The following is a 24,942-nucleotide window of genomic DNA, read 5'->3' as shown; positions in this document are numbered from 1 at the left end:
CCTGATCTCCACTCGCGGGGGCTGCCCCCACCTTCGCCGCCCCCGATCCCGGGGAACTCCGCGCGGGCTGCGGCACAGGCGGGCGCTCCGCACTGAGGCACGGTCACTCAGTCGGTCACGTACAACGTCGGTCGCGCACAACGCCAGAGGGCCCACCGGATTTCTCCGATGGGCCCTCTGTACTGGGTCGGGGTGGCGGGATTTGAACCCACGGCCTCTTCGTCCCGAAGCAACCCGGGCACCTGCCCGGCCTCGACTCTCAGTGCCGCTGGCCTGCGCGAAGGGTCCTCCGGTGTCCGTGGCTGTCCGCGACAGTGCGCCCCCGTTGTAGCGCAGTTAGACACTCAACTGATTCGGCACCGTCAAGCCGACCGGTACTGCTCACTGGCGCCAGCGCTCGCGATGCTGTCGCACACAGTTGAGGTCGATCTTGTGTTTGGGGTGGGTGCGCAGAGGGCCCATCTCTACGTCTCCCTTGAGGACCACGAGATCGTCACTCAGGACGATCGCGCCTGCGTCAAACATGACGTGGCAGTTCGGGCAGAGACAGAGAACGTTCGCAACGATGTCAGGTCCGTTGTGGGGACTGCCAAGGGCTTGTATGTGGGCGCTCTCGCTGTAGCTGCCGCCCGGGACCTCGATGCGCAGATCACAGACCTGGCACTGGTTGTCGTGCCAGGCCTTGACCTGCCGCTTTACAGCGCTACTACGGACGATGCGCTGCACGGTGGTGGTTACCCGCTCGGGCGTTTCGCTGCCAGCGGCAGGCTGTTCGGACTCGCCTTCGATCGGGAGTGCGTCGACCGCGGGCAGGTCTGCCGTCTCCACGGCAGCGGGGGCCGGCGTGCCCTCGTACGCCTCCATGCGGAACTGCCAGACCAGGTGGCCGTCGATGCCGAGCTTGCTGCCGTAGCTCGTGACTCGGAACAAACCGTCATACCGGTAACCCGACTTGGGCGCGTACTTGGAGCCCTTGTGTGCCCCGCGCAGCACTCGGACGGGGAGGCCTTCCAGGTGGCTGGTGACCAGGGCAGCGTTCCCGGGGTCTTCCAGAGTTTGGTCAGCAACCTGGTTCTTCGATGAGTCCTGTCCCCCGTGGCCGGTGTAGACAACTACGTCTCCGTAGTCCTCGTCGTCCTTGTAGCCACCAGAGAGGACGATCGACTCAGCGCCGGTCGCCTTCGTGCCACAGATGCCAGCCTGTAGCGGACGGTGCACCCCCGCCTTATGGGCCAAGCGGCGGGTGCTGAACTCCTGACCGACGTAAGCGTCGGGCGGCTCACCAATCATGGCCCCAGCCTCGCATGGCGCGATGACAACCCGCGCGCGATTTATGCCGCATACGGTGGACGGCCATCGTCCTTGATCCAAGGCGGGGTCGTGGTGGAAAAGGAGCTCCCTCTTTGGTCGGCAGTCGCAGACTAAACGCGCTGTGGACCTGGGGCGCCCCCGTCCTGCCAGTTCCCCTGCCCTCTCGCCGCCGACCCCCGCGACTGACCGCCACGTACCGCCCGTTCTGGCAGGCCTTTGGCACGGGCTACCCAGAGGAACCCTGGACATGGTCACTCGTTCCGAGGAGCCCGAACGCGACCAACGTTCTCAGCTTCGAGTTCCATCGCCTGCTCTGCAGCGTTCTCCAGCCAGGCCAGCTCCACACGCTTTGCGGTTTCGAATGCCTCAGCGGCTGGCGGCAGCGGCTCATTGCGCACAAAGGCCCCCAGGCATTCAATTGCGTGATCACACAGCTGGCGAGGGAGAAGGGGGCTCCCTCCCCACACGCCTTGTGTCATCAGCTCGGACAGGTCCAGAAGCTCCATCGTCTTCGTCAGGCGCTCCCGTAGCTCACGGTCACGCAGCCGAATGATGGTCGTTCGCAACGTGCCCGTACGGTTCTTCAATCCGGCCTCCCACTCGGACCACATCGTGATCCTGTGCGGGCGAAGCTGCACATGCTCCTTCAGGGCGTACAGCTCCTGGATGGCACGGTCAGCTAGCGACTCCGATCGTTGAGTTACGGCCAACTGCCGTGTGGACTTTGCCTGTTGTCTCTGCGTAACGATCGACGCCGTGATCGACAGGCCGCCGCCAACCACGGTAGCGGCGAGACTGACGATGGCGGGTACCCAGATCGAGGAGTCCATAGCGGCATCTTGCTACGAGCACGGTGGGCACGCGGGCGGTGGAGCGGTTTTGGCCGGTGTCCTGCCTGGTTTGGGGTCGAGCATGATCGGGGGGCCGTAAGCTGTTGCGACTCGGTCAGGGCTTCTGGGCCTGACCGCAATTTGGCCGAGTGGCCCCCCGTTCTTGCTCGACTCGGGTCCCGAGCCTGGGAGGTGGGTAAAACCGTGGAGCCGCCCGCCCCAGCCCCGGCGGGCTCTAACCTCGGCATCCCTCCCGGCCGCACGCTCGACGTGCGCGGCCGGCCGCCGCCGAAGCGGGGCGCAAGACAGGAGCGACGGCGAGCGGCAAGGCCGCGCGCTGGCGCGCTGTGCGCGCCCTTGAACCAGTAGCGAAACTCGTAACAGTCATCTTCTGACCCCACCCCCTCACACCCTCCCTCCAGCTACCTACCCCCACCCCACACGCCGCCCGCATGGGCTTGCACAGAACCGGCGCTCACGCCCTGAGAATCACTTACTGCTTGCCCAGCAAGCCTTCCGGCTCGCGCTGCATGAGTACCACCGTGGCATCGTCGTGGCACTTCGAGCGGGGCCAGCGTCGCCTTTGTGGATCTGAGCGTTCGAGCTCCCGCGTGTGGTTGATGACCCCGCGTGGGCCACTCGTCTCCAGCCGGCTCATGAGGTCGGGCCAGCCCATGACCCCAAAGTCGTCAACGGCCCGGGCTGCACCATCTGTCAGAACTGCCGCGGCTCGGACGCTTGACAATGACACCTCCCCGGTCAGGCTCTGTTCGGCAGCACCAGCTTCGGTGGCAGCGACCCAGTAGCCAGCCGCGCTGTTCATGAGCTGCCTCTGGGCGTAGGCCAGAGCCGTCCGCCTCTCGGTTTCGGGAAGATGCTCCAACTCTTTTGCCATGTCGGCTCGTTGCTGGTCAGTGACCGCCGACACCCGGTGATCTGAGATCACGTCAATTCCGTCGGGCAGGCTGAGCACAACGGTCGAGTCTGCGAGCACCAACCACTCAAAGGCATCACCGCGGGCTCTCGTGATTGCCACCGTGGACGTCGGCGTCATCGGGTTGCCCAGGTCACAGGTCCCCGCGTGCAGTCGAGCCGTGGAGTCGATCGCGTCCGCAAGACACTCGGTCAGCGCCGCCGGCCGTTCGGTCGCGTGCTTGAAAATGCTCGCACCAAGGGTTCGCACGAACCATGGCACACCGTGAGTACAGCCGGTGTTCATGCTGCTGGGCAGCCCAGCACCGTCGAGGAGAACAACGGTCTCGGGGCTGGCGACCGCGAAGTCCTCATTGATCCGGCCCGGGTTCGGGGCCGTCGCGACCGAGACCAGCACGTCAGGCTTCCTCGTGGCGGAGTACGCCGGTCAGGGCCCGGCTGGCGAGCACGCGTTTGGTGCCGGCCTCGTAGTCGCAGCCGATGACCATGGAGAACGACTGGTCGCCGATCTCGCCGTACAGCCCGGCAATATGGGTCGACAGGTAGTGCGCGACCCCGAGCGATCCCACCGCGTGCACACCCGCGACCAGTAGGAAGGATCCAACGCGGTCCGGCCGCGGCAACCGCCCGAAGTAGGCCACATCTGAAAGCTGGGGGCTCTCCGGGTCATCGGTTGGCGAAGTGATGACCTGTCCACTCTCCCGGTCGATCAGCGCCCACCTGCCGTCTTCCAGTGTCTCGAACGACAGCCGGGGGTCGGCGGCCAGAGCAGCTGCGGTGACGGGCGACGTCTTCGGTCCGCACACAACGACCAAGCCGTCTCGGTTCAGGTCGATGGCTCCCGTGGTGGGGATGTACTCAAGCTCGCCTTCGAGTTGGAGTCGGTGTGCAAGATTGATCAACTGCTGTCCGGTGGCGCTGTCTTCAACTGCTACGTACTCGCGCTCTCCCGGCCGCTGCGGTACCGCAACGCTCACCCGGTCCACGCCGAGGAACGCACGCTCAGCCGGCGGACCTGCATCCTTCAGTTGGGCCACGCGCGCGCGGCTGACTCCTATGAGCTTCGCGACCTCGGCCATGGACAGGCCGCTCTGCCGGAGCCAGGCGATGCTCTCCTTCCGCATCCGAGAGGTCTCGATCACGGCGGCTTGCAGCTCTTCCATCAGCTCCACGGAAGCCTTGACCCGGACGCGATGGTCCTTGATGGCCGCTACGCGCCGAACCTCATCGATCATGGCGCGGCACCTCCCAACCGACGTGCGGAGCAAGTCTCATGACACCAATGGTAAGGGGGGCTTGACACTGCGGCTAGGCGGGTCCAATCTAGTGATAAGCCCCCCTTAGCACCTGGGGAGGCGCGATCCCCGGTGGTAACCCCCCCTTAGCGGGATGCTGCCGAACACGCCGCCACCTTTCCCAGCCGCCCCTACGGGCCGCTGAAGATGAAGGAGCCCAGCTCATGCGCTTCATCCCTGTCGACACGACCGCCGCACTGGTGATGGTCGCCCAGGCGCCCCGCCCGAAGCTCAAGGACCGCCGGACCGGCGAGATGGCCATGGACGCCGAGACCGGCGCGCCGCTGGTCACCCTGGATGTCACGTTCGTGGCCAACGGCGAGGCGGACATCCTGTCCCTCACCGTGCCGCAGCCGGGCATCCCGGACGGGCTGGCTCCCGGCGTGCTGGTCACCCTCACCCGGCTGATCGCCCGGCCGTGGGAGAACGAGTTCAACGGTCAGAAGCGCTCCGGCATCGCCTTCCGGGCCGACGCCGTGACGATCGCCTCCCCGGTCCTCGCCGGCGCGAACGCCTAATCGCCGTGGACACCCTGACCACGACGCTCCTGGAGCTGAGCGTCCCAGCGGCCACGGTCGGCGTCGGCGCGTTCTACGCCAAGGCAAAGATGCCCCGGACCTACTGGGCGACCATCGGCCTGCCGCTGGCCGTCCACCGCATCCGGCACGACTTCGAGAACGTTATGGAGGCCTGTGGGCTGACCGTGGAGCCCACGTTCTGGCGCGCCATGTCCTCATCCGGCACCGACCGGCCGGCCAAGCCCGCGATGCCGGTGATCCGTGGCGTGCAGCCGAGTTCGACTGGCCTGCGGATTCGACTCCGTCTCGCCCCGGGTCAGCAGACGTCGGACATGGTCGATGCGGCCGAGCGGCTGCGGCACGCCTGGGAGGTCCACGCGGTTCACGTCTCGGAGGTCAAGCCCGGCGTGGTGGACTTGCGGATCGTCGGCTTCGACGGGCTGCGCACCGTACGCATGCCTCGCCGGGCCATCGCCAAGTCCCCTGAGCTGCTTCGGGTTCCGGTCGCGCTGCGAGCCGATGGCACCGTTCACTACCGGGACTACCGGCAGGCTCCGAACGGGCTCAACCTCGGCGCCAACCAGTCCGGGAAGTCGATGTTCACCCGCAACCTGGTCCACGGCCTCGCCCCTCAGCCGGTCGCCCTGGTCGGGATCGACTGCAAGCGCGGCGTTGAACAGCGCCCCTTCGCCCCGCGGCTGTCCGCTCTGGCCACCAACCAGGGCGAAGCGCTCGGGCTGCTGCTCGCGGTGCTGGTCGAGATGGACGACCGGTACGACCTCATCCGGGACCACCAGGGCGTCCCTGGATCCGTCGTCGCCGAGGAGCTGACCGCCGACATCTGGGGCCTGCCCGAGGATGTCCGACCGGTCCCGATCGTCGTCCTGGTCGACGAGATCGCCGAACTCTTCCTGGCGGCCAGCAAAGCCGATGAGGAACGGCGGAACCAGATCGTCACGGCGCTCATCCGGCTGGCCCAACTCGCCCGCGCCGCCGGCATCTACCTGGAGATCGCCGGTCAGCGCTTCGGCTCGGAACTGGGCAAGGGCGCGACCCTGCTCCGCTCCCAGCTCACCGGCCGCACCGTCCACCGGGTCAACGACCTGGAGACGGCGAAGATGGGTCTTGGCGACATCTCCGACGACGCAGTCACGGCCTCCACCAGGATCAGCCCGGACATGCCCGGGATGGCGGTCGTCGGCGACACCTCCGGCCAGTGGTCCGAGATCCGCACGCCGTACCGCTCGCTCACCGAAGTCGCCGATCGCTGCGGCGAGTTCGCACACCTGACGCCCGACCTGGACCGTCTGGCGGCCTTCCGCCCGCAGGTCGCCAGCCCGGCGAGCATTCCGCCGATTCCCTCGACGCCGTCGGACCTGGTTCCGGTCTCGCTCGGCAAGTAGCGACACCTCCCCCCATCGGCCGGCGTGGCCGTATCGCGCCAAGTCCCTACCCCGCCATGCCTGACGCGAGGAGATCACCAATGTCCCGCAAGCCGTCCATCGCCGAGATCGGCGCCTTCCTCGGCCACCTCAAGGCCACCCGCGACAACAACGACGACGCCGGCCCGCTGCTCGCCGAGAAGGCCGACCTCCTGGAGCGCATCGCCAGGGCCAACCCGCACGACCGCGACGCCGCCCAGCTCGCCCGCGAGGCCCGCGCCGCCGCCGACCGCGCCCAGCGCAACAGCCGGTGACCCCGGTGGCCGCCCGCAAGCGCACCGCGCCGCCGAAGCCCTCGCCCTGTGAGCCCTGCAAGGGCACCGGCCAGACCACCGAGACCGTCTACGCCGGCCGGGGTTCGCGCCGCCGCCCGGTCGCCCAACAGGAGGCGACCTGCCTCGACTGCCTCGGCGCTGGCACCGCCCCCGCATAACCCAGCCGCGACGGGACGGGCGGTCGACCACCAGATCGCCGCCCGGTCCGCACTCCACATGGGAGACAAGCCATGAAGCAGGACACCTACCACTGCGTCCTCACGCTGCAGCAGACCGTGCCCGGCGCGACCGCCATCGGCACCTTCGCGAACATCATCACGCCCTCGCCCGGGATGACCCGCGCCGACATCTTCGACAAGGCGATCGCCACGCTGACCCGACACCAGCCGGAGCTCACCGGCGGCGCGGTCCTCTTCTTCTCCCTCGACAAGAACCAGGTCTGACGGAGTACGTCATGCGTCGACTCCCCAAGCTGGACGCCGTACTGGCGCAAGCGGTGATCGCTGCCGCACTCTCCTTCGCCCACCTCCACGACCTTGCCGCAGCCGCCGGCCAGGCCGGTTGGAAGTCCTGGGCCTACCCGGTGTCCGTCGACCTCTTGCTGGTCGCCGCCTGGCGCCGGATGCGCTCCGGGACCGCCCGCCGGCTCGCCTGGTGCTGGTTCGTCATCGCGCTGGCCGCCTCGCTCGGCGCCAATGTCGGCACCGCCGGACTGCTCGATCTCGGCGACGCCCCCGCCTGGCTTCGCGTTCTCGTCGCCGGCTGGCCCGCCGCCGCGTTCCTCGGCGGCACCCTGCTGGCCCACTCGACCACCACGCCCACCGCGGAATCCCCGACACCCGAGCCGAAGCCGGACGACCGCGAGCCCAGCGACGTCCCGCCGCTCTACGTCACCGCCGCAGAACCGATCACCGAACCGGACGTCGAGCCGACGCCCGTCCCGCCTCCTGCGGTTGTCCCGGCGATCGAACCGGCTCCCATTCCGGCGCCGCCCCAGCCTCCCGTACCGGTGCCGACCCCGGTTCCCGCACCGGCCCCCGCGCCCACGGTCCCGGCATTCCTCCTCGACCACGCCCGCAAGATCGCCGACGACCACCACACCCGCACGGGAACCCCGATCGACGCCGCCACGCTTCGCGCCCGCCTCGGCGTTCAGGACCCGCTCGCCTCGGCGCTCGTCGCCGAACTCGCCTGAAGGGCTCACCTGGTGAACATCCAGCTTCCGTTCATCGTCATTCTCGCGATCGCCGCCTGGTTCATCGTCCGGCACCTCCGACTGCGCTGGTGGGCCGTCGCCGCGCTCGTCCTCCTCGGCTTCTACCTCGCCGGCACCTCTGCCGCCCCACTGATCGACAACACGACCCGCGACGGCGTGAGCGTCATCAACAAGACCTCCGCCAAGTAGCAATCCAGAAAGGAGAGTTGGCCATGACGATCACTGTCCGCCTGCCGCCCCTGGTCACCGTGGACGGTTCCGGCCTCGTCGCCGAGATCGAGGCGTACCTGGCCTCGCTTCCCGCCCCGGCCCGCATCACGGTCCCGTACATCTCGCTGCTCGGCTCCACCGTCCAGCCCTGGACCGCCGGCTACCCGGCGCCCCGGCTCACACTCCTCGACCGGATCACCCACCGTCCGGCCCGCCCGGTGTCGGTGAGCGCCGCCGGCCACCTCCGGCTCACCTCCCGCTACATCGGCGCCTTCGGCTGGCTCCAAGGCGCCATGTGGGACTCCGCCGGCCGCGTCTGCCTCCTCGGCGCCCAGGCCGCCGTCCTCGCCCACGGCTACGGCACCCCGGCCACCGTCACCACCGCCCGCGTCCAGCTCATGGAGATTCTGCACGCCACCGGGCGTCCCGCCAGCTCCCCGGACGAGTACAACGACCGCCCCGCCACCCGGCAGGCCGACATCCACCACCTGCTCGACCAGGCCGCCAGCCGCGCCCAGCGCCTCGGCCTCTGACCTCCCCGGGACGGCCAACACGCCGCCAGCATCCCGCCGCCCCGGAGATCGCAACCCCAACCACACCCATCACGAAGGACCGCACATGGATCTGCCCACGATCTTTGCCGCCGGTGCACCGCTGATCGGATGGACCACCCACGGCGCCTGGCTGAACCGCCGCCTCGCGACCGCCCGCCGCGACCCGCTCACCGGGCTCCACACCCGCGACGGCTTTACCACCCGCGCCCACCGGCTGACCCAGCGTCACCCGGACCGCGCCTCGGTACTGCTGATCGACCTGGACGACTTCAAGGCCACCAACGACACCTACGGCCACGCCGCCGGCGACGTCGTGCTCACCGCAACCGCCGCTCGCCTGTCCGCCTGGTGCGGCCGTCCCGGCATCGCCGCCCGCCTCGGCGGGGACGAGTTCGCCGCCGTCGTCCTGGACGCTCCCGAGCGCCTGCCCGACCTCCGCGCAGCCCTCAACCAGCCGGTTCCGCACTCCGGCCTCACGCTCCCGGCCTCCGCCTCGGTGGGTATCTGCCCCGTCGCCGAGCTGCCGGTCGTCTCGCTCACGGACGCACTCGCCTGCGCCGACCGGGACATGTACGCGCACAAGCGCGACGGTCGCACCTCCCGCCGCCGCTGATTCGAAGACCGGCCCCGGGGCGGCAACACGCCGCCAAGCATCCCGCCACCCCGAGGCCGCAACCCCTTCCCGAACCGAAGCCCACGAAGGAGACCACCATCATGCCGCAGCACAGCCACGCCCCGAGCCGGATTTGCCCGAACTGCTCCGGCTTCGCCTCCGTCGTCATCGCCACCGGTGTCCGCCGCCGCGACGGCTCCCGCGCCACCGTCCCGGTCACCTGCCCGACCTGCCACGGTGCCGGCACCATCGCCCGCCCGTTGGCCACCACCGCCAAGGCGGCCTGACCGGTGGCCCTCCTCGACTGGCGCGACTCCCGCCACTGGGCCCCGCAGCCCGCCCCCTGCGGCGTCTGCGACAAGCCCACCAACCTGCGCTCCGACCGTGGCAAGCCCGTCCACAAGGTCTGCGCCGAAGTGTGGACTGACCGCCACCAGAAGCCCGCCAACCCGTCCTGAGCCGCTCCGCCTCGGAGCCGCTCGCCCACCCGGCTCCGGGGCCCTCTCCCACAGGAGATGACCCCGTGCTCCACCAACTCCCGGACCGACTGGCCCTCGCGGACCTGGCCCGCCTCGCCTCCCGAGGTGACCTTCCCCGCCTCCAGGACCAGCTCCGCCGTACCGGCGGCTGCTCGAACCCGATCCACCTCAAGGGCTTCCGCACCCTCACCCACGCCCCCACCGGCGCCGTCTGGCACCGGTACTCGACGGAGCACGAGCCCGGCCAGCGTCTCAAGGTCGCCTGCGGCAACCGGCGTTCCTCCCGCTGCCCGTCCTGCGCCCGGACGTACTCGGCGGACACCTTCCACCTGATCCGCGCCGGCCTCGCCGGAGACACCACCAAGAACGTCCCGACCACGGTCCGCTCCCACCCCCGGGTCTTCGCCACCCTCACCGCCCCCTCGTTCGGGCCGGTCCACAACCGGCCCGACAAGGGCACCTGCCGCTGCGGCCACGCCCACCCCGCCGGATCACCGCTGCTCGGCACGCCACTGACCCCGGAGCGGTACGACTACGGGCACGCGGTGCTGTGGAACAACCACGCCCCGGACCTGTGGCGCCGCTTCACGATCTACCTGTTCCGGGTCATGGCGAAGATGACCGGGCTCTACCAGCGGGACTTCAAGGAGCAGGCGAAGATCTCGTTCGGCAAGGTCGCCGAGTACCAGCGCCGCGGCGCCGTCCACTTCCACGCCGTCATCCGCATCGACGGCCCCGGCGGCCCCAACACGCCCCCGCCCGTATGGGCCACCGTCGCCCTGCTGGACGCCGCGATCCGGGCCGCCGCCCGCCGCGCCGGTGTCCCTGTAGCTGCCGGAGGTGACCAGCCCGCCCGCGTCCTGGAGTGGGGCACGCAGGTCGATGTCCGCCCGATCGGTGCCTTCGCCGGCGGGGAGATCACGGAACGGGCCGTCGCCTCCTACATCGCCAAGTACGCCACCAAGTCCGCCGAGACGACCGAGACGGTAGACCGGCGCATCCTGGAGCGCCACGAACTCGACCGGCACGACCTGCCCGCCCACACCCGCCGCCTGATCGAAACCTGCTGGGACCTCGACCAGCACTACCCCGGCCGCCTGCTCGCGCACTGGTCCCACATGCTCGGCTTCCGCGGCCACTTCTCCAGCAAGTCCCCCACCTACTCGACCACCCTCGGCGCCCTGCGCCAGGTCCGCGCCGACTACCGCGCCGAACAAGCCCGCACCGAACTCCGGGAACGCCTCCTCGCCGCCGGCCTCCCGGACCTGGACGACCTTCCCGAAGCCGAAACGCTGATCATCGCCCACTGGACCTTCGCCGGCGCCGGAAACTCCCCGGGTGAGTCGATGCTCGCCGCCACCATCGCCCGGGACCTGCACGAACGCCACACCACCGACCGACAGGAGATGCGCGCCCAACTTGCGCGAGAAGAGGGGAACGGGTGACCACCACGACAGAGCCGGTCCTCTACCGGGTGGCGGATGCTGTCGAGGCCCTGAACCTGAGCCGGACGGTCATCTACGACCTGATCCGCACCGGACGCCTCCGCACCGTCAGTGAGGGCCGTTCCCGTCGCATCCCGGCAGCCGCGATAGCTGACTACGTAGCGCTGCTGGAGCGCGAAGCAAGGGGTAATCGGTGACCAAGCGCCGGAGTAGGGGAGACGGCGGGCTTCACTGGGATGAGAAGCGTCAGCGATGGATCGCCACCGCCAGCCTCGGCTTTGACCCGAGCGGCAAGCGCATCATGAAGCGCGGCAGCGGCAAGACCAAGACCGAGGCGAAGAACAAGCTGAAGGAAGTCCTGCGGGACCACGAAGACGGCTTGGCGATCGCGCCCACGAACTACACCGTGGCGAACGCGGTGGACGACTGGCTGATGTACGGCCTGGCGGGTCGGGACGAAGAGACCGTGAAGACCCTGACCATCCTCAGCCGGACGCACGTGGTCCCGGCGCTCGGCGCCCGCAAGCTGCGTGACCTGAGCGCAGAGGACGTCGACCGGTGGTTGGCCGGCAAGGCCAAGACCCTGAGCACGCGCACGCTGCAGGGCCTCCACTCCTGCCTGAACCGGGCCGTCAAACGCGCCATGGCCCGGGACAAGGTGAAGCGCAACGTGGTCGAGCTGTGCTCAGTCCCCACCGGTCAGCCAGGCCGGCCATCGAAGGCGCTGACCTTCGCTCAGGCCGAGGCGGTCCTGAAGGCGGCCGAAAAGACCTCCGTGTATGCCTACGTCGTGGTCTCCCTGCTCACAGGTGCTCGGACGGAGGAACTGCGGGCGCTGACCTGGGACCACGTGTTCCTGAAGGGCCAGCCGGAGGCGGCCCCACCGGTCCCGCCGCACATCGCCGTATGGCGGTCGGTTCGGGCCGGCGGCGACACCAAGACCCGCAAGTCTCGGAGGACGCTCGCGCTCCCTGCCCGGTGCGTCGAAGCGCTCTGGGACCACTGGGTCGATCAGGGCTGGGATCGCCTCGCCGCTGGCGACAAGTGGGAGGAGAACGACCTCGTCTTCCACTCCGCGGTGGGCACAGAGCTAGACCCCTCCCACGTCCGCCGAGCCTTCCGCGCCGCCATCACCAAGGCCGAGGGAGTGAACGCCGCCGAGTGGACGCCGCGTGAGCTACGCCACAGCTTCGTGTCCCTGCTCTCGGACAGTGGGGTGCCCCTGGAGGAGATCTCCCGATTGGTCGGGCACTCCAGTACGTCGGTCACGGAGGAGGTCTACCGGAAGCAGATCCGCCCGGTGATCCAGACCGGTGCGACGGTCATGGACGACATCTTCAAGCAAGGCGCTGAGGCTTAGTCACTCAGTTAGTAGCGCAGAACGAGGAAGGGCCCTACCGGATTTCTCCGGCAGGGCCCTTACCTGCAACTACTGGGTCGGGGTGGCGGGATTTGAACCCACGGCCTCTTCGTCCCGAACGAAGCGCGCTACCAAGCTGCGCCACACCCCGGTCCTGCGGTTTGTTGCTCCGTCTCCTTCGCAACGAGTAGAACTCTACCGGACGCTCGCCGAGACACGAAATCCGGTTCTTGGCGGGCGTCCGGTGCAGGTCAGCGGGGGGCCGGGGTGAGGGTGAGGAGGGTGGCCTCGGGGGGGCAGGCGAAGCGGACGGGGGTGTAGCGGTTGGTGCCGCAGCCGGCGGAGACGTGGAGGTAGGAGCGGCGGCCGCCGGCCTGGTGGGTGGAGAGGCCCTTGACCCGTCGGGCGTCGAGGTCGCAGTTGGTGACCAGGGCGCCGTAGAAGGGGATGCAGAGCTGGCCGCCGTGGGTGTGGCCGGCCAGGATCAGCGGGTAGCGGTCGGCGGTGAAGGCGTCGAGGACACGCAGGTAGGGGGCGTGGACGACGGCGAGGGAGAGGTCGGCGTCGGGGGAGGGGCCGCCGGCGACCTCGCTGTAGCGGTCGCGGCGGATGTGCGGGTCGTCGAGGCCGGTGAATTCGAGGTCGAGGCCGCCGATGGTGAGCCGGCCGCGGGTGTTGGTGAGGTCGAGCCAGCCGGCCGCGTCGAAGCCGTCGCGGAGCTTCTCCCACGGGTTGTGGACGGCCTCGGTGATGCCGCGGCGGCCGGTGCCGTCGGCGTTGTTGAGGCCGTGGGCGCCGCTGCGCATCGCCTGGAGGTAGCGGGCCGGGTTCTTGCGGGCCGGGCCGTAGTAGTCGTTGGAGCCGAAGACGTAGACGCCGGGGAAGTCCATGAGGGGCCCGAGCGCGTCCAGGGCGGCGGGGACGCCGAGGGGGTCGGAGAGGTTGTCGCCGGTGTTGACGACGAGGTCGGGGCGCAGGCCGGCGAGGCTCTGCAGCCAGCGCTGCTTCTTGCCCTGCCCGCTCACCATGTGGATGTCGGAGACCTGCAGTACCCGGATGGGCCGGGCGCCGTGGGGCAGGACGGGGACCTCGACCCGGCGGAGCCGGAAGGAACGGACCTCGTACCCGACGGAGTAGGCGAGGCAGGCGGCGCCGGCGGCGGCGAAGCCGAGGGGAACGGAGTACAGCGGTCGCATCGCTCCATGCTCTCAGACGGTGGATCAGCCGGTGAACGTCCGGTGGCCGTGCGCGGATGCGGGGCCACCGGCGGGTCGGCCACGTGCCGGCGGGTCCGCTGCGTGCCGGCGGCGCCGTTGCCTGCCGACGGGCCGGTTAATGGCAAGCGACCGAACGCCGCAGGTGGGAGACTCGGGGCCATGACGACGCTCAAGGCGAAGCTGCACGAGGACCTCACGGCCGCGATCAGGGACCGGGACGAGCTGCGCTCGTCCACCATCCGGCTCACGCTGGCCGCCGTCACCAGCGAGGAGGTGGCGGGTAAGGCGAAGCGCGAGCTGTCCGATGACGAGGTGCTGAAGGTGATCGGCCGCGAGGCGAAGAAGCGCCGGGAGGCGGCGGAGGCGTTCGACACCGCCGGCCGGGTGGAGCAGGCGGCCCGGGAGCGCTTGGAGGGCGAGGTGCTGGCGGGGTACCTGCCCAAGCAGCTCTCCGACGAGGAGCTGACCGCGATCGTGGCGGCCGCCGTCGCCGAGAGCGGGGCGGCCGGCCCGCAGGCGATGGGCGCCGTGATGAAGCTGGTGAAGCCGAAGGTGGACGGCCTGGCGGAGGGCGGCCGGGTGGCCGCCGCGGTGAAGGCGGCGCTGACGGGCTGAGCCCCGCTGCCAGACCCGAAGGCCCGAAGGGTGCCAGTGGCCGGGCCCGAAGGTCCAGGGCCCGGCTGGCACCGTCGGCCAAGCCCGAAGGGGCGCCCTCCGAGAGTGATCTCGGAGGGCGCCCCTTCGTCGTGTCGTGCCCGGGCCGGGGGCCGGTCAGCCGTTGTTGCCGCCGTGCTTGCCGCCGTTGCCGTTTCCACCGTTGCCGCCGTTGTTCCCGCCGATGACGCCCGGCGGGAAGGTGAACCCGCCGCCGATCATCCCGCCGGCGTTGTTGCTGCCGCCGCCCGGGTTGCCGCCGCCGGGGTTCCCACCCGGGTTCCCGCCCGGGTTGCCACCGGGGCTCCCCGCGGGGTTCCCGCCCTGGGGCGGCGGGTTGCCGCCGGGCTGCTGCTGGGCGTTGGGGTCGGCCGGCGGCGTGGCCCCGCCGCTCTGGTTGGCGTTGGGGTCGGTCTTGGGCGCCGGGTCCGGGATGTTGATGGTCTGGATCTGCTCCGGCGACGAGCCCTTGAGGGCCTGGTTCATCGCCAGCTGCCAGATCGGACCGGGGCCGTCGGCGCCGAACACCTCGTCGAAGTGCTTGCCGCCGATGTTGATGTTCTTCATCTTGACGCCGCCGGCCGGGCCGCCGAGCCAGACGGAGGTGGCCAGCGACGGGGTGTAGCCGCTGAACCAGGCGGCCTTCTTCTCGTCGGTGGTACCGGTCTTACCGGCGATCTGCCGGCCGTCGTCGAGCTTGAGCGCGGCCGCGGTGCCCTTCTCGGTCACGTTGAGCAGGACGGTGTTGAGGGCGTCCGCGGTCTGCTCGGAGAAGGCCTGGCTGCAGGTGGTCTGCGGGACCTTGACCTCCTTGCCGTCGACCGTGCTGATCTTGTTGATCGCGACCGGGGTGCAGTACTTGCCGCGGGCCGCGAAGGTCGCGTAGACGTTCGACATGGTCAGCGGGCTGAGCTCCAGGGTGCCGAGGACCATCGAGGGGACCTCCTGGAAGGCGTCGCCCTTGGCGGACTGGGTGATGCCCAGCTTGTTGGCCATCTGCTTCATCGCGCAGAGGCCGACCTGCTGCTCCATCTGCACGAAGTAGGTGTTGACCGAGAGGGCCATGGCCTGCTTGAGCTCGTACGGGCCGACCTCGCCGGTCGACTCGTTCTTCACCGTGGCCTTGGGCTTGTCGGTGTTCCTCCAGGTACCCGTGCAGGTGGTCATCTGCGGGTAGTCGATCTTGTTCTCGGAGGGGAACGGCTGGGTGGGCGACAGGCCCGACTCCAGGGCTGCCGCGGCGAGGATCGGCTTGAACGTCGAGCCGGTCTGGAAGCCGTTGCCGCCGCCCATCGCGGAGTCGACGTTGAGGTTGACGACGGTCTGGTTCTTGTTCGGGTCCAGGCCGTACGGGCGGGTCTGGGCCATGGCCAGGATCTTGCCGGTGCCGGGCTCCATCATGGTCGCGGCGGCCGAGACCGTGTCCGTCACGTTGACCTTCTTGGTGACGGCGTTCTGGGCGGCGGCCTGCTTGTCCGGGTCCAGCGTGGTGTAGATGTTCAGGCCGCCGGTGTCCCACAGCTTCTTGCGGTCGGCGACGCTCTTGCCGAACGCCGGGTCCTGCTTGACCACGTGGCGTACGTAGTCGCAGAAGAAGCCCATGCCGGCCTGGGCGGTGATGCAGCCGTTCTGCGGGTCCTTGAACTTCAGGCCCAGCGGGGCGGCCTTGGCCTCCTTGGCCTGGTCCGCGGTGATGTGCTTGTTCTCGAGCATCTTGTCGATCACGACGTTGCGGCGCTTGACCGTGTTGTCGGGGTAGCGCACCGGGTCGTAGGACGACGGGTTCTGCACCATGCCGGCCAGGGTGGCGGCCTCGGCGACGGTCAGGTCCTTGTTGCTCTTGCTGAAGTAGCGCTGGGAGGCGGCTTCGATGCCGTAGGCCTGGTGGCCGTAGAAGGTGATGTTGAGGTAGTTGGTGAGGATCTGGTCCTTCGACAGGTCCTCTTCCAGCTTGATCGCGACCTTGAGTTCCTGGATCTTGCGACCCAGGGTCTTGCGCTGCGCCTCCAGCACCGCGGCCTGGTCGTCGCCGGCCTTCTCGACGTTGACGTTCTTCACGTACTGCTGGGTCAGCGTCGAGGCGCCCTGCGAGGTGGTGCCGCTCTCGGCGTTCTTGCCGATGGCGCGGAGCACGCCCTTGAGGTCGACGGCGCCGTGCTCGTAGAAGCGGGCGTCCTCGATGTCGACCTGGGCGTGCCGCATGAACGGTGACATCTGGTCGGCGGTGAGGACGGTGCGGTCGCGCTCGTACACCTTGGCGATCAGGCCGCCCTTGGCGTCGAAGATCTGCGTCGCCTGGGTGAGCGGCGGGGTCTTGAAGTCGTCGGAGATGTTGGAGAAGCTCTCCGCCGTGTCCTTGGCGGTCAGCCCGATGGCGCCGACGGCGGGCAGGGCGAGGCCTGCCAGCAGGACTCCGGAGAGCACGCTGACGCCCAGGAACTTCACTCCGTGTCCCGCGATGTCGAGCGGCGACTCGCGGCGCTTATCGCGCGGAGCTCCGGTGTTGCCTGGGGGCTGGGATGCCTGGGGGCGCTTCGGTGCCATGAGGAGAACCCTACGTCGCGGAATCCCGCCCATAGGGGCAGGTGTTCCCCTACGCTTGTCACAAGCTTGCGACAGCTTCGGTGCGTCAACATCATTCACTCTTGTGAGTGCAGAGACTTGCCCGAATTGCCCGATATTAGAGGGTTTTTGAGGCAGCTGCGGCCTGCTGCACCCGTGTGAACGGTAGCGCTCCGTGATGACGCGCGTGGCGAGAGTTGCTGCGCCGCGATTGACAAGGCTTGCGACCTGCGATCACTCCAACGAGTGAGCTGACCGGTACCCATAGTCCAATCGGGTCATGCGAGATTGAGCCCGGAGGGGCTGTTGCTCGCTGTCGTTCTTCCGTAACGTCCTCAACTGGCAACGGTGAATATGCCGTTGCCGCCGTGGGGGAGCCTCGATACGGGAGAGGACGGCGCCGGGATGGGCTGGGTTGACGACTGGAGTGCGCAGGCCGCCTGCCGCACGAGTGATCCGGACGAGTTGTTCGTCCAGGGGGCGGCGCAGAATCGCGCCAAGGCGGTGTGCAGCGGTTGCCCCGTCCGCACGGAGTGCCTGGCGGACGCACTGGACAACCGGGTCGAGTTCGGGGTCTGGGGCGGGATGACGGAGCGCGAGCGCCGGGCGCTGCTGCGCCGCCGCCCGACGGTCATCTCGTGGCGGAGGCTGCTGGAGACGGCCCGCACCGAGTACGAGGAGTCCCTCGCGACCGGCGTGATACTGACGGACTACGCCCAGGCGGGCTGAGCACACCGGCGCGGTGCGGACCCGCGCCGTGGCAGACCGGTGCCGGGGGGCCATCGGGCTGAGGACATCGGTGCCCAGCGCACTCGTGTCCGGCGCACCCGCGCCGAGGACGTTCATGCTGGGGACATCCGCATCGAGGGCGTTCGCGCCGGGCGCACCGGTGTCGGGCGCCCGGGCCGGGCCGGTGCCTACGCGGTGCCGCTGAGCCGGTCCCCGATGGCACGCAGCCCGTCCAGGTCGTGCACGTCGCCCGGCAGCGCGGCGACCTCCACGATCGGCACGTCCGGGTACACGGAGACGAAGCGGTCGCGGGTGCGGCGCTCCCGCCCCATGATCTGCATCCGTTCGGCGTGCAGCCTCAGCAGCCCGGCCGCGAGCAGTTCGGCCTCGGGCGAGGCGTGCTCCGAGCCGTTCTCCTCCAGTGCCTCGGCGGCCGCCAGCGCCCGTTCCGCGGTGAGCTGCGGCGCGCCCGAGCCGTGCACCCGGTTGAGCACCAGACCGGCCAGCGGCATCCGGTCCGCGGCGAGCCGGTCGACGAAGTACGCCGCCTCGCGCAGCGCGTCCCGCTCGGGCGCGGCCACCACCAGGAACGCCGTGCCCGGCGCCTTGAGCAGCTGGTACGTGCGGTCGGCGCGCTCGCGGAAGCCGCCGAACATGGAGTCCATCGCGCTGACGAAGGTCTGCACGTCGGTGAGCAGCTGGGCGCCGAAGATCTTGCCCAGGGTGCCGGTGATCAGGCCCATGCCGGCGTTGAGGAACCTCATCGCGCTGCGGCCGCCGACCTTGGCGGGGGCGGTCAGGATCCGGATCACCCGGCCGTCGAGGAAGGAGCCGAGCCGGTTGGGCGCGTCCAGGAAGTCCAGCGCGGAGCGGGACGGCGGGGTGTCGACGACGATCAGGTCCCATTCCTCGGCGTCGCGCAGCTGCCCGAGCTTCTCCATCGCCATGTACTCCTGCGTGCCCGCGAAGCCGGCCGACAGGGACTGGTAGAACGGGTTCTCCATGATCGCCTTGGCCCGTTCGGGCTCGGCGTGGGCGAGCACGACCTCGTCGAAGGTCCGCTTCATGTCGAGCATCATGGCCTGCAGCTCGCCGTCGCCGGTGACCCCCTTGACGACCCGGGGGGTGTTGTCCAGCTCGGTGAGGCCCATCGACTGGGCGAGCCGACGGGCCGGGTCGATGGTCAGAACGACGACCTTGCGGCCGCGTTCGGCGGCCCGCAGGCCGATCGCCGCGGCGGTGGTGGTCTTGCCGACGCCGCCGGAGCCGCAGCAGACGATGATCCTGGTCCTCGGGTCGTCGATCAGCCTGTCGACGGCGAGCCGGCTGCCGGCGGCCCGGACACCGCTGCCGCCGTTGCCGACCCCGCCGTTGCCGACCCCGCCGCTGCCGCTGCTACCGCCGCCGTGGGCCCGGCCGGCCCCGCCGTTCCCGCTGGCTCCGCCGGCTCCGCTGGTTCCGTTGGTGGTCACGCCGCCCCCTGCCGCTTCAGTTCGCCCGCCAGCCGGTACAGCCCGCCGAGGTCCACGCCCTCGCCCAGCAGTGGCAGTTCGTACGTGGGGAGCCGCAGTTGCTGGAGGTCGGCGCGCTGCTCGCGCTCCAGCTCGACCCGCTCGGCGTGCTCCCTGGCCTGCTCCAGCAGCGGGTCGAGCAGCGGCTCCACCGCCGCCCGGACCGTCTCCGGCTTGCGCGAGCGCCCGCCGAGCCCGGCCTCGCCGAGGGCCAGGGCGACCTCCTCGCGGTGGTTCCCGTCCACCGCGGCCACCGCCGCGGCGTCCAGCACCGGCGGCCGGACCATGTTGACCATCACCCCGCCCACCGGGAGCCTGGCCTCGCGCAGCTCGGCGAAGCCGTCGACCGTCTCCTGCACCGGCATCTCCTCCAGCAGGGTGACCAGGTGCACCGCGGTCTCCGGCGATTTCAGCACCCGCATCACGGCCTGCGCCTGGGTGTGTATCGGCCCGATCCGGGCCAGCCCGGCGACCTCGGCGTTCACGTTCAGGAACCGGGTGAGCCGCCCGGTCGGCGGTGCGTCCATCACGACCGCGTCGTAGCGGCGGCGGCCGTCGGGGCCCTTGCGCCGGGCCGCCTCGCAGGCCTTGCCGGTGAGCAGGACGTCCCGGACGCCGGGCGCGATGGTGGTTGCGAAGTCGACGAAGCCGACCTTCTGCAGCGCCTTGCCGGCCCGGCCGAGCTTGTAGAACATCTCCAGGTACTCGAGCAGCGCCTGCTCGGGGTCGATGGCCAGCGCGAACACCTCGCCGCCGCCCCCGCCGCCCCCGTCGTCGGGGGGCAGGCCCAGCTGGGCGCGGGAGACCGCGGCGATCCGGCGCTCCTCGTACGGGAGGGCGGCGATGCCGAACAGTTCGGCGATGCCCTGGCGCCCCTCGACCTCGATCAGCAGCACCCGGCCGCCGTCGGCGGCGAGCGCCAGCGCCAGCGCGGCGGCCAGCGTGGTCTTCCCGGTGCCGCCCTTGCCGCTGACCACGTGCAGCCGGACGCCCTCCCAGTCGGGGTCGCGCCGGGCCGCCTGGCCGGGGGTGCGTGCCACGCTCCGTCTCCGTCCGTCTCGTGGGCCGGGGCCGCTCCGTCGGCCGGCCCGAACTACCGGTGCCCTCTCGCGAGGGTAACCAGGGAGCGCGCCGGATGCCCGGAGCACCAGGGGGGCCGGGCCTGAATCATGCCCCCTTTGTGGGCCACCTCACACGCCGGTCCGTGGGCGGCGCCGATCGCCGCGGCCGCTCGTCTAGAGTCTGGCCATGACCAAGTGGGAATACATGACGGCGCCTCTGCTCGTGCACGCCACCAAGCAGATCCTGGACAACTTCGGCGAGGACGGCTGGGAGCTCGTCCAGGTCGTGCCGGGCCCGAACCCGGAGCAGCTGGTGGCCTACTTCAAGCGGGAGAAGAACGCATGAGCAAGGTCGAGGCCAAGCTCGCCGACCTGGGGCTGACCCTGCCGCCGGTGGCCGCTCCGGTCGCCGCGTACGTGCCGGCCCTGCGCTCGGGCGAGTTCGTGTTCACCTCCGGCCAGCTGCCGGTCGTCGGCGGCAAGCTGCCGAGCACCGGCAAGGTCGGCGCCGAGGTCTCCCCGGAGGAGGCCAAGGAGCTCGCGCAGACCTGCGCGCTGAACGCGCTGGCCGCGATCAAGTCGGTGATCGGTGACCTGGACCAGATCGAGCGGGTCGTGAAGGTGGTCGGCTTCGTCGCCTCCGCCCCCGACTTCACCGGTCAGCCGGGCGTGATCAACGGTGCCAGCGAACTGCTCGGCAAGGTGCTGGGCGAGGCCGGGGTGCACGCCCGCAGTGCGGTCGGCGTCGCGGTGCTGCCGCTGGACGCCCCGGTCGAGGTCGAGCTCCAGGTGCGCGTCAAGAGCAGCTGAGTGTGATCGCGAAAGGCGGGGTTGGGCCTGTCCAACCCCGCCTTCGTACGCTTAGCATCCGGGCATGGACCATCGAGCGACGACGCTCCCGATGCCGCCCGGTTGGCCCGCCCGGATCCGGGCGGTCGACTCCGGCGTGCTGACCCCGCCGGTGCCCAGGCTCGCCGCGACGGTCGTGCTGCTGCGCGACGCGGCCGCCGGGCCGCAGGCGTACCTGCTGCGCCGGCGCACCTCGATGGCCTTCGCGGCCGGCATGTACGCCTACCCGGGCGGCGGGGTGGATCCGCGCGACGCCGAGGTGGAGACGGGCTGGGCCGGACCGGCGCCCGAGGAGTGGGCGCGGCGGCTCGGGGTGGACGCCCGGACGGCGCGGGCGGTGGTCTGCGCGGCCGTCCGCGAGACCTTCGAGGAGGCCGGTGTCCTGCTGGCCGGCCCGGACGCGGACAGTGTCGCCGCGCCGCGCGACTGGAGCGCCGAGCGGGCGGCGCTGGAGGCGCACGAGCTGTCCTTCGCCGAGTTCCTCCGCGACCACGCCCTGGTGCTGCGCAGCGACCTGCTGGGCGGTTGGGCCCGTTGGGTCACCCCGGAGTTCGAGGAGCGCCGCTACGACACCTGGTTCTTCGTCGCGGCGCTGCCGGCCGGGCAGAGCGCGGCCCTGGAGGTCGGCGAGGCCGACCGGGTGGCCTGGCTGACGCCCGCCGAGGCCGTTCTCGGCTACCAGGAGGGCCGGTTCGGGATGCTGCCGCCGACCGTGACGGTGCTGCGCGAGCTGGCGCCGGTGCGCACCGCCGCGGAGGCGCTGGACGCGGCCGCCGGGCGGTCACTGGAGCCGGTGCTGGGCCGGGCCGAGGTCCGGGGCGACCGGATGACGGTCCGCTGGCCCGGGTACGACGAACTGACCATCGACGGGGACTTCCCCGAGGACGCCTGACCGCACCGGCCCCGCCCTCGTCGGCGCTGTCGCCGACGACGCCGCCGAACAGACTCGAAACAGAGAAACAGAGAGGACCGACGCCCGATGACCCACAACGCCGTGGCTCGCCGGACGGCACCCGAGCTGCCCGCCCGCCGCCTGATCCCCCGTACCCCGGCCTGCGAGAGTCCGGTCCCGTTCGTCGAGACGGCCCAGCGGCCGCTCGTCCGGGTCCTGCCGCTCAGGGCCCTGCACCGGCCCCGCGGGGACAACCGGTGAGCGGGCTCCTGCCGGGCGACCCGGCCGCCACCATCGACGGCGAGGCCACGCCCCGGGCGCTGTGCGTGCTGGCGCCGAACCCGTCGCCGATGACGCTGGACGGCACCAACACCTGGCTGCTCTCCGAGCCCGGCTCGGACCTCGCCGTGGTGGTCGACCCCGGTCCGCTGCACGAGGGCCACCTGCGCCGGGTGGTCGACCTCGCGGAACAGCAGGGCAAACGCATCGCGCTGACCCTGCTCACCCACGGCCACGCCGACCACTCCGAGGGCGCGGCCCGCTTCGCCGAACTCACCGGCACCGAGGTGCGCGCCCTGGACCCGGCGCACCGGCTGGGCTCCGAGGGCCTGGTCAACGGCCAGCGGCTGGACGTCGGCGGCCTCGACCTGCGGGTGGTCGCCACCCCCGGCCACACCTCGGACTCGCTGACCTTCCACCTGCCCGCCGACGGCGCGATCCTCACCGGCGACACCGTCCTCGGCCGCGGCACCACGATGGTCGCCCACCCCGACGGCCGGCTCGGCAACTACCTGGACTCGCTGCGCCACCTGCACACGATGGCCTCCGCGCACGGCGTGCGGACGGTGCTGCCCGGCCACGGTCCGGCGCTCGCGGACGCGCTCGGCGCCGTCGACTACTACCTCGCCCACCGGGCCAACCGGCTCGCCCAGGTGGAGACCGCGGTCGAGGCCGGCTGCCGGACCGCGGACGAGGTGGTGGCCCGGGTCTACGCCGACGTCGACCGGGCGCTCTGGCCGGCCGCCGAGCTCTCGGTCCGGGCGCAGCTGGAGTACCTGGAGGAGCACGGGCTGATCCCGGGCCTCGACTGATCCCGTCGCGCGGCGGGCAGCGGAACGCCGAAGGACCCGTCCGCTCGGACGGGCCCTTCGGCGTTTACGGCAGCTACGGCGCTTACGGCGTGAAGACGTGAGCGCGCCGAGGTCAGCGCGAGCGGCGCGACAGCCGCTCGACGTCCATCAGCACCACCGCGCGCGCCTCCAGCTTCAGCCAGCCGCGGCCGGCGAAGTCGGCGAGCGCCTTGTTGACCGTCTCGCGGGAGGCGCCGACCAGCTGGGCCAGCTCCTCCTGGGTGAGGTCGTGGGCGACGTGGATGCCCTCCTCGGACTGCACGCCGAAGCGGCGGGAGAGGTCCAGCAGGGCCTTGGCGACGCGGCCGGGCACGTCGGAGAAGACCAGGTCGGACATCACGTCGTTGGTCCGGCGCAGGCGGCGGGCGATGGCCCGCAGCAGCGCGATGGAGACCTCGGGGCGGGCGTGCAGCCAGGGCTGCAGGTCGCCGTGGCCCAGGCCGAGCAGCTTGACCTCGGTCAGCGCGCTGGCGGTCGCGGTGCGCGGGCCCGGGTCGAACAGCGACAGCTCGCCGATCATCTCGCTGGGGCCGAGGACGGCGAGCATGTTCTCGCGTCCGTCCGGCGAGGCGCGGTGCAGCTTGACCTTGCCCTCGGCGACGACGTACAGCCGGTCGCCCGGGTCGCCCTCGTGGAACAGCGACTCACCACGGGCGAGGGTCACCTCGGTCATGGAAGCGCGCAGCTCGCCGGCCTGTTCGTCGTCGAGTGCCGCGAAGAGTGCGGCGCGCCGCAGAACGTCGTCCACGTGCTTCCTCCTTCTCGGCCGTTCGGCGGGTGGGCCGTCCGGCGCAAGTTCCGTACCGTGCTCTGCATCACCAAGCATGGCGCATGTCGCTCCGATCATATGAGGAGGGGGTGTGCCGAGGTGTGCCGTGCGGGGCCATTCGTACCGGCGGGTCACCGGGTGGGGCGTCGCGGGGGCGGCGCCGGGTCGAACGCCTGCTCGGGCGGTTCGAACAATGAATCGCCCACCGCCGTACGGGCGTAGAGGACGCCGTGGCCGGCCCGGTGGGCGCTGGTCGGACCCGCCGTGCAGGGCGGTCAGGTGCTGCGATACGCCGGCGGCGGACAAACCGGTGCGGCGGGTCGGCCAGGGCCGAGGCCTCGCCGGGGCGGGCGCTCGGCCCGTTCAGCCGGACCGGGCCGGGTTCAGCCGGTGAAGCCCAGTTCGCCGAGGGTCTTCTCGATCCGGGTGCGGTGCGCCGCCTCCCAGCCGTCCAGCGTCTCGGCGGCCTCCTTGGCCAGCTTGGCGCGGGCCGCCTCCAGGGCCTCGGCGCGCCGGGCGGCGGGCACCACCACGACCCCCTCCTCGTCGGCCACCACGATGTCACCGGCCGCCACCGGCACGCCGCCGCAGCGCACCCGGGCGCCGTGCGTGCCGAGCTCCCGCTTGGCCCCCGGGATCGGGATCACGCCGCGGGCGAAGACCGGGAAGCCCAGCTCCCGCACCTCGCCCAGATCCCGGATCAGGCCGTCGGCGACGAACGCCGCGACGCCCCGGCGCTGCGCGACGGCGCACACGTTGCCGCCGGCCAGTGCGTAGTCCAGGTCGCCCGACTCGACGACGATCACGGCGCCCGGCCCGGCCCGGTAGATCGCCGCGTGCAGCATCAGGTTGTCGCCGGGCGGGCACTGCACGGTGAACGCCGGGCCGGCCACCCGCGGCGCCCCCGCCCACAGCGGACGGATGCCGATGTCCATGACCTGGGCGCGCCCGAGCACGTCGGCCAGGGTGGTGGTGGGGATGTCCTTGAAGTCCTGGTCCATGCGTCCTCGTTCTTCGGTGGGCAGGCGGCGGCCGACCCGGGGCCGGCCGCCGCCGGTCACGCTAACCCGCGACGGTTCGGGCGAGG

Annotated in this window: 31 protein-coding genes and 1 tRNA gene; 21 read left to right on the top strand and 11 right to left on the bottom strand. The window is 70.8% G+C overall.

The window, feature by feature from the left end; genetic code table 11:
- Window positions 1–381: 381 nt before the first annotated feature.
- From AB0R04_RS12975 to AB0R04_RS12960, 4 genes are all read right to left on the bottom strand, one after another.
- Complete coding sequence (locus tag AB0R04_RS12975) at window positions 382–1,290, bottom strand: YDG/SRA domain-containing protein (protein WP_363370549.1); 909 nt, start codon at window positions 1,288–1,290, stop codon at window positions 382–384.
- A 272-nt stretch (window positions 1,291–1,562) separates the two neighbouring features.
- Complete coding sequence (locus AB0R04_RS12970) at window positions 1,563–2,141, bottom strand: hypothetical protein (protein ID WP_363370547.1); 579 nt, start codon at window positions 2,139–2,141, stop codon at window positions 1,563–1,565.
- 493 nt (window positions 2,142–2,634) lie between these two features.
- Window positions 2,635–3,471, bottom strand: coding sequence for a protein phosphatase 2C domain-containing protein (locus AB0R04_RS12965; protein WP_363370545.1), 837 nt, complete (start codon window positions 3,469–3,471; stop codon window positions 2,635–2,637).
- A gap of 1 nt (window position 3,472) precedes the next feature.
- Window positions 3,473–4,309: a sigma-70 family RNA polymerase sigma factor gene (locus AB0R04_RS12960; protein ID WP_363370543.1), complete on the bottom strand. Its 837-nt coding sequence runs from the start codon at window positions 4,307–4,309 to the stop codon at window positions 3,473–3,475.
- A 224-nt stretch (window positions 4,310–4,533) separates the two neighbouring features.
- On the opposite strand from AB0R04_RS12960, the gene AB0R04_RS12955 reads away from it, so the two are divergent.
- The 14 genes from AB0R04_RS12955 to AB0R04_RS12890 all read left to right on the top strand — a co-directional run bounded on the left by AB0R04_RS12955 (window position 4,534) and on the right by AB0R04_RS12890 (window position 12,481).
- Complete coding sequence (locus AB0R04_RS12955) at window positions 4,534–4,887, top strand: hypothetical protein (protein WP_363370541.1); 354 nt, start codon at window positions 4,534–4,536, stop codon at window positions 4,885–4,887.
- 5 nt (window positions 4,888–4,892) lie between these two features.
- Window positions 4,893–6,290, top strand: a complete 1,398-nt coding sequence (locus tag AB0R04_RS12950) for an FtsK/SpoIIIE domain-containing protein (RefSeq protein WP_363370539.1) — start codon at window positions 4,893–4,895, stop codon at window positions 6,288–6,290.
- Window positions 6,291–6,370: 80 nt separating this feature from the next.
- Window positions 6,371–6,583 (top strand): hypothetical protein, encoded by a 213-nt coding sequence (locus tag AB0R04_RS12945; RefSeq protein WP_363370537.1) that lies wholly within the window; start codon window positions 6,371–6,373, stop codon window positions 6,581–6,583.
- 5 nt (window positions 6,584–6,588) lie between these two features.
- Window positions 6,589–6,762, top strand: coding sequence for a hypothetical protein (locus AB0R04_RS12940; RefSeq protein ID WP_363370535.1), 174 nt, complete (start codon window positions 6,589–6,591; stop codon window positions 6,760–6,762).
- Between the two features lie 72 nt (window positions 6,763–6,834).
- Window positions 6,835–7,047 carry a hypothetical protein gene (locus AB0R04_RS12935; protein WP_363370533.1) on the top strand — a complete coding sequence of 71 codons (213 nt, stop codon included), beginning with the start codon at window positions 6,835–6,837 and terminating at the stop codon, window positions 7,045–7,047.
- 11 nt (window positions 7,048–7,058) lie between these two features.
- Window positions 7,059–7,799, top strand: a complete 741-nt coding sequence (locus tag AB0R04_RS12930; protein ID WP_363370531.1) for a DUF2637 domain-containing protein — start codon at window positions 7,059–7,061, stop codon at window positions 7,797–7,799.
- A 12-nt stretch (window positions 7,800–7,811) separates the two neighbouring features.
- Window positions 7,812–8,009, top strand: coding sequence for a hypothetical protein (locus tag AB0R04_RS12925; protein WP_363370529.1), 198 nt, complete (start codon window positions 7,812–7,814; stop codon window positions 8,007–8,009).
- Window positions 8,010–8,032: 23 nt separating this feature from the next.
- Window positions 8,033–8,563 carry a hypothetical protein gene (locus AB0R04_RS12920; protein WP_363370527.1) on the top strand — a complete coding sequence of 177 codons (531 nt, stop codon included), beginning with the start codon at window positions 8,033–8,035 and terminating at the stop codon, window positions 8,561–8,563.
- An 85-nt stretch (window positions 8,564–8,648) separates the two neighbouring features.
- A complete protein-coding gene (locus AB0R04_RS12915) occupies window positions 8,649–9,197 on the top strand; it encodes a GGDEF domain-containing protein (RefSeq protein WP_363370525.1) in 549 nt (182 codons plus the stop codon).
- 101 nt (window positions 9,198–9,298) lie between these two features.
- A complete protein-coding gene (locus tag AB0R04_RS12910) occupies window positions 9,299–9,484 on the top strand; it encodes a hypothetical protein (RefSeq protein ID WP_363370524.1) in 186 nt (61 codons plus the stop codon).
- A 3-nt stretch (window positions 9,485–9,487) separates the two neighbouring features.
- Window positions 9,488–9,655, top strand: coding sequence for a hypothetical protein (locus AB0R04_RS12905; protein WP_363370522.1), 168 nt, complete (start codon window positions 9,488–9,490; stop codon window positions 9,653–9,655).
- Window positions 9,656–9,720: 65 nt separating this feature from the next.
- Complete coding sequence (repSA, locus tag AB0R04_RS12900; protein WP_363370520.1) at window positions 9,721–11,121, top strand: replication initiator protein RepSA; 1,401 nt, start codon at window positions 9,721–9,723, stop codon at window positions 11,119–11,121.
- Window positions 11,118–11,318 carry a helix-turn-helix domain-containing protein gene (locus AB0R04_RS12895; protein WP_363370518.1) on the top strand — a complete coding sequence of 67 codons (201 nt, stop codon included), beginning with the start codon at window positions 11,118–11,120 and terminating at the stop codon, window positions 11,316–11,318. The genes repSA and AB0R04_RS12895 overlap by 4 nt, the downstream gene beginning before the upstream one ends.
- Window positions 11,315–12,481, top strand: a complete 1,167-nt coding sequence (locus AB0R04_RS12890) for a site-specific integrase (protein WP_363370516.1) — start codon at window positions 11,315–11,317, stop codon at window positions 12,479–12,481. Before AB0R04_RS12895 ends, AB0R04_RS12890 begins: the two co-directional genes overlap by 4 nt.
- A gap of 77 nt (window positions 12,482–12,558) precedes the next feature.
- Here the strand turns inward: AB0R04_RS12890 and AB0R04_RS12885 are convergent.
- Both AB0R04_RS12885 and AB0R04_RS12880 read right to left on the bottom strand, forming a co-directional pair.
- A tRNA-Pro gene (locus AB0R04_RS12885) sits at window positions 12,559–12,632 on the bottom strand.
- A gap of 100 nt (window positions 12,633–12,732) precedes the next feature.
- Entirely contained in the window at window positions 12,733–13,677 is a 945-nt protein-coding gene (locus AB0R04_RS12880; RefSeq protein ID WP_363370514.1) for a metallophosphoesterase, read from the bottom strand.
- 180 nt (window positions 13,678–13,857) lie between these two features.
- Here AB0R04_RS12880 and AB0R04_RS12875 point away from each other — a divergent pair, with 180 nt between their 5' ends.
- Window positions 13,858–14,313, top strand: coding sequence for a GatB/YqeY domain-containing protein (locus AB0R04_RS12875; RefSeq protein WP_363370512.1), 456 nt, complete (start codon window positions 13,858–13,860; stop codon window positions 14,311–14,313).
- A 156-nt stretch (window positions 14,314–14,469) separates the two neighbouring features.
- Here AB0R04_RS12875 and AB0R04_RS12870 read toward each other — a convergent pair whose 3' ends face one another.
- Window positions 14,470–16,797 carry a transglycosylase domain-containing protein gene (locus AB0R04_RS12870; protein WP_363370510.1) on the bottom strand — a complete coding sequence of 776 codons (2,328 nt, stop codon included), beginning with the start codon at window positions 16,795–16,797 and terminating at the stop codon, window positions 14,470–14,472.
- A gap of 522 nt (window positions 16,798–17,319) precedes the next feature.
- Between AB0R04_RS12870 and AB0R04_RS12865 the strand changes: the two genes are divergently transcribed.
- Window positions 17,320–17,643 (top strand): WhiB family transcriptional regulator, encoded by a 324-nt coding sequence (locus tag AB0R04_RS12865; protein ID WP_030240986.1) that lies wholly within the window; start codon window positions 17,320–17,322, stop codon window positions 17,641–17,643.
- 188 nt (window positions 17,644–17,831) lie between these two features.
- Here the strand turns inward: AB0R04_RS12865 and AB0R04_RS12860 are convergent, their stop codons facing one another.
- The gene (locus AB0R04_RS12860; protein WP_063351282.1) at window positions 17,832–18,950 is read right to left on the bottom strand and encodes an ArsA family ATPase; all 1,119 of its coding nucleotides are present in this window, start codon (window positions 18,948–18,950) and stop codon (window positions 17,832–17,834) included.
- 161 nt (window positions 18,951–19,111) lie between these two features.
- On the bottom strand, window positions 19,112–20,194 hold the full coding sequence (locus AB0R04_RS12855) for an ArsA-related P-loop ATPase (RefSeq protein WP_063348661.1): 1,083 nt from the start codon (window positions 20,192–20,194) through the stop codon (window positions 19,112–19,114).
- 208 nt (window positions 20,195–20,402) lie between these two features.
- Between AB0R04_RS12855 and AB0R04_RS12850 the strand changes: the two genes are divergently transcribed.
- The 5 genes from AB0R04_RS12850 (at window position 20,403) to AB0R04_RS12830 (ending at window position 23,047) form a co-directional block, all read left to right on the top strand.
- On the top strand, window positions 20,403–20,561 hold the full coding sequence (locus AB0R04_RS12850) for a DUF4177 domain-containing protein (protein WP_094743074.1): 159 nt from the start codon (window positions 20,403–20,405) through the stop codon (window positions 20,559–20,561).
- Window positions 20,558–21,025, top strand: coding sequence for a RidA family protein (locus tag AB0R04_RS12845; protein ID WP_350881963.1), 468 nt, complete (start codon window positions 20,558–20,560; stop codon window positions 21,023–21,025). The genes AB0R04_RS12850 and AB0R04_RS12845 overlap by 4 nt, the downstream gene beginning before the upstream one ends.
- 64 nt (window positions 21,026–21,089) lie before the next feature.
- A complete protein-coding gene (locus AB0R04_RS12840) occupies window positions 21,090–21,956 on the top strand; it encodes an NUDIX hydrolase (protein ID WP_350881965.1) in 867 nt (288 codons plus the stop codon).
- An 87-nt stretch (window positions 21,957–22,043) separates the two neighbouring features.
- Complete coding sequence (locus AB0R04_RS12835; RefSeq protein WP_363370507.1) at window positions 22,044–22,217, top strand: hypothetical protein; 174 nt, start codon at window positions 22,044–22,046, stop codon at window positions 22,215–22,217.
- Window positions 22,214–23,047 (top strand): MBL fold metallo-hydrolase, encoded by an 834-nt coding sequence (locus tag AB0R04_RS12830; RefSeq protein ID WP_363370505.1) that lies wholly within the window; start codon window positions 22,214–22,216, stop codon window positions 23,045–23,047. The genes AB0R04_RS12835 and AB0R04_RS12830 overlap by 4 nt, the downstream gene beginning before the upstream one ends.
- Window positions 23,048–23,159: 112 nt before the next feature.
- Here the strand turns inward: AB0R04_RS12830 and AB0R04_RS12825 are convergent, their stop codons facing one another.
- Window positions 23,160–23,834: a Crp/Fnr family transcriptional regulator gene (locus AB0R04_RS12825; RefSeq protein ID WP_030240972.1), complete on the bottom strand. Its 675-nt coding sequence runs from the start codon at window positions 23,832–23,834 to the stop codon at window positions 23,160–23,162.
- A gap of 404 nt (window positions 23,835–24,238) precedes the next feature.
- A complete protein-coding gene (locus AB0R04_RS12820) occupies window positions 24,239–24,856 on the bottom strand; it encodes an RraA family protein (RefSeq protein ID WP_363370503.1) in 618 nt (205 codons plus the stop codon).
- Window positions 24,857–24,942: the final 86 nt, after the last annotated feature.

Origin of the sequence: Kitasatospora sp. NPDC056731 (assembly GCF_040687675.1) — a bacterium.
In the GTDB taxonomy this organism is placed as follows: Bacteria; Actinomycetota; Actinomycetes; order Streptomycetales; family Streptomycetaceae; genus Kitasatospora.
This window is presented reverse-complemented; position numbering and strand designations above follow the sequence as displayed.

What these genes read in the sequence shown, in the direction of transcription:
- AB0R04_RS12975 (WP_363370549.1), bottom strand. Translation starts at nt 1,290, where the DNA reads ATGATTGGTGAGCCGCCCGACGCTTACGTCGGTCAGGAGTTCAGCACC.
- AB0R04_RS12970 (WP_363370547.1), bottom strand. Translation starts at nt 2,141, where the DNA reads ATGGACTCCTCGATCTGGGTACCCGCCATCGTCAGTCTCGCCGCTACC.
- AB0R04_RS12960 (WP_363370543.1), bottom strand. Translation starts at nt 4,309, where the DNA reads ATGATCGATGAGGTTCGGCGCGTAGCGGCCATCAAGGACCATCGCGTC.
- AB0R04_RS12955 (WP_363370541.1), top strand. Translation starts at nt 4,534, where the DNA reads ATGCGCTTCATCCCTGTCGACACGACCGCCGCACTGGTGATGGTCGCC.
- AB0R04_RS12945 (WP_363370537.1), top strand. Translation starts at nt 6,371, where the DNA reads ATGTCCCGCAAGCCGTCCATCGCCGAGATCGGCGCCTTCCTCGGCCAC.
- AB0R04_RS12935 (WP_363370533.1), top strand. Translation starts at nt 6,835, where the DNA reads ATGAAGCAGGACACCTACCACTGCGTCCTCACGCTGCAGCAGACCGTG.
- AB0R04_RS12930 (WP_363370531.1), top strand. Translation starts at nt 7,059, where the DNA reads ATGCGTCGACTCCCCAAGCTGGACGCCGTACTGGCGCAAGCGGTGATC.
- AB0R04_RS12920 (WP_363370527.1), top strand. Translation starts at nt 8,033, where the DNA reads ATGACGATCACTGTCCGCCTGCCGCCCCTGGTCACCGTGGACGGTTCC.
- AB0R04_RS12915 (WP_363370525.1), top strand. Translation starts at nt 8,649, where the DNA reads ATGGATCTGCCCACGATCTTTGCCGCCGGTGCACCGCTGATCGGATGG.
- AB0R04_RS12910 (WP_363370524.1), top strand. Translation starts at nt 9,299, where the DNA reads ATGCCGCAGCACAGCCACGCCCCGAGCCGGATTTGCCCGAACTGCTCC.
- AB0R04_RS12880 (WP_363370514.1), bottom strand. Translation starts at nt 13,677, where the DNA reads ATGCGACCGCTGTACTCCGTTCCCCTCGGCTTCGCCGCCGCCGGCGCC.
- AB0R04_RS12875 (WP_363370512.1), top strand. Translation starts at nt 13,858, where the DNA reads ATGACGACGCTCAAGGCGAAGCTGCACGAGGACCTCACGGCCGCGATC.
- AB0R04_RS12865 (WP_030240986.1), top strand. Translation starts at nt 17,320, where the DNA reads ATGGGCTGGGTTGACGACTGGAGTGCGCAGGCCGCCTGCCGCACGAGT.
- AB0R04_RS12850 (WP_094743074.1), top strand. Translation starts at nt 20,403, where the DNA reads ATGACCAAGTGGGAATACATGACGGCGCCTCTGCTCGTGCACGCCACC.
- AB0R04_RS12845 (WP_350881963.1), top strand. Translation starts at nt 20,558, where the DNA reads ATGAGCAAGGTCGAGGCCAAGCTCGCCGACCTGGGGCTGACCCTGCCG.
- AB0R04_RS12840 (WP_350881965.1), top strand. Translation starts at nt 21,090, where the DNA reads ATGGACCATCGAGCGACGACGCTCCCGATGCCGCCCGGTTGGCCCGCC.
- AB0R04_RS12835 (WP_363370507.1), top strand. Translation starts at nt 22,044, where the DNA reads ATGACCCACAACGCCGTGGCTCGCCGGACGGCACCCGAGCTGCCCGCC.
- AB0R04_RS12820 (WP_363370503.1), bottom strand. Translation starts at nt 24,856, where the DNA reads ATGGACCAGGACTTCAAGGACATCCCCACCACCACCCTGGCCGACGTG.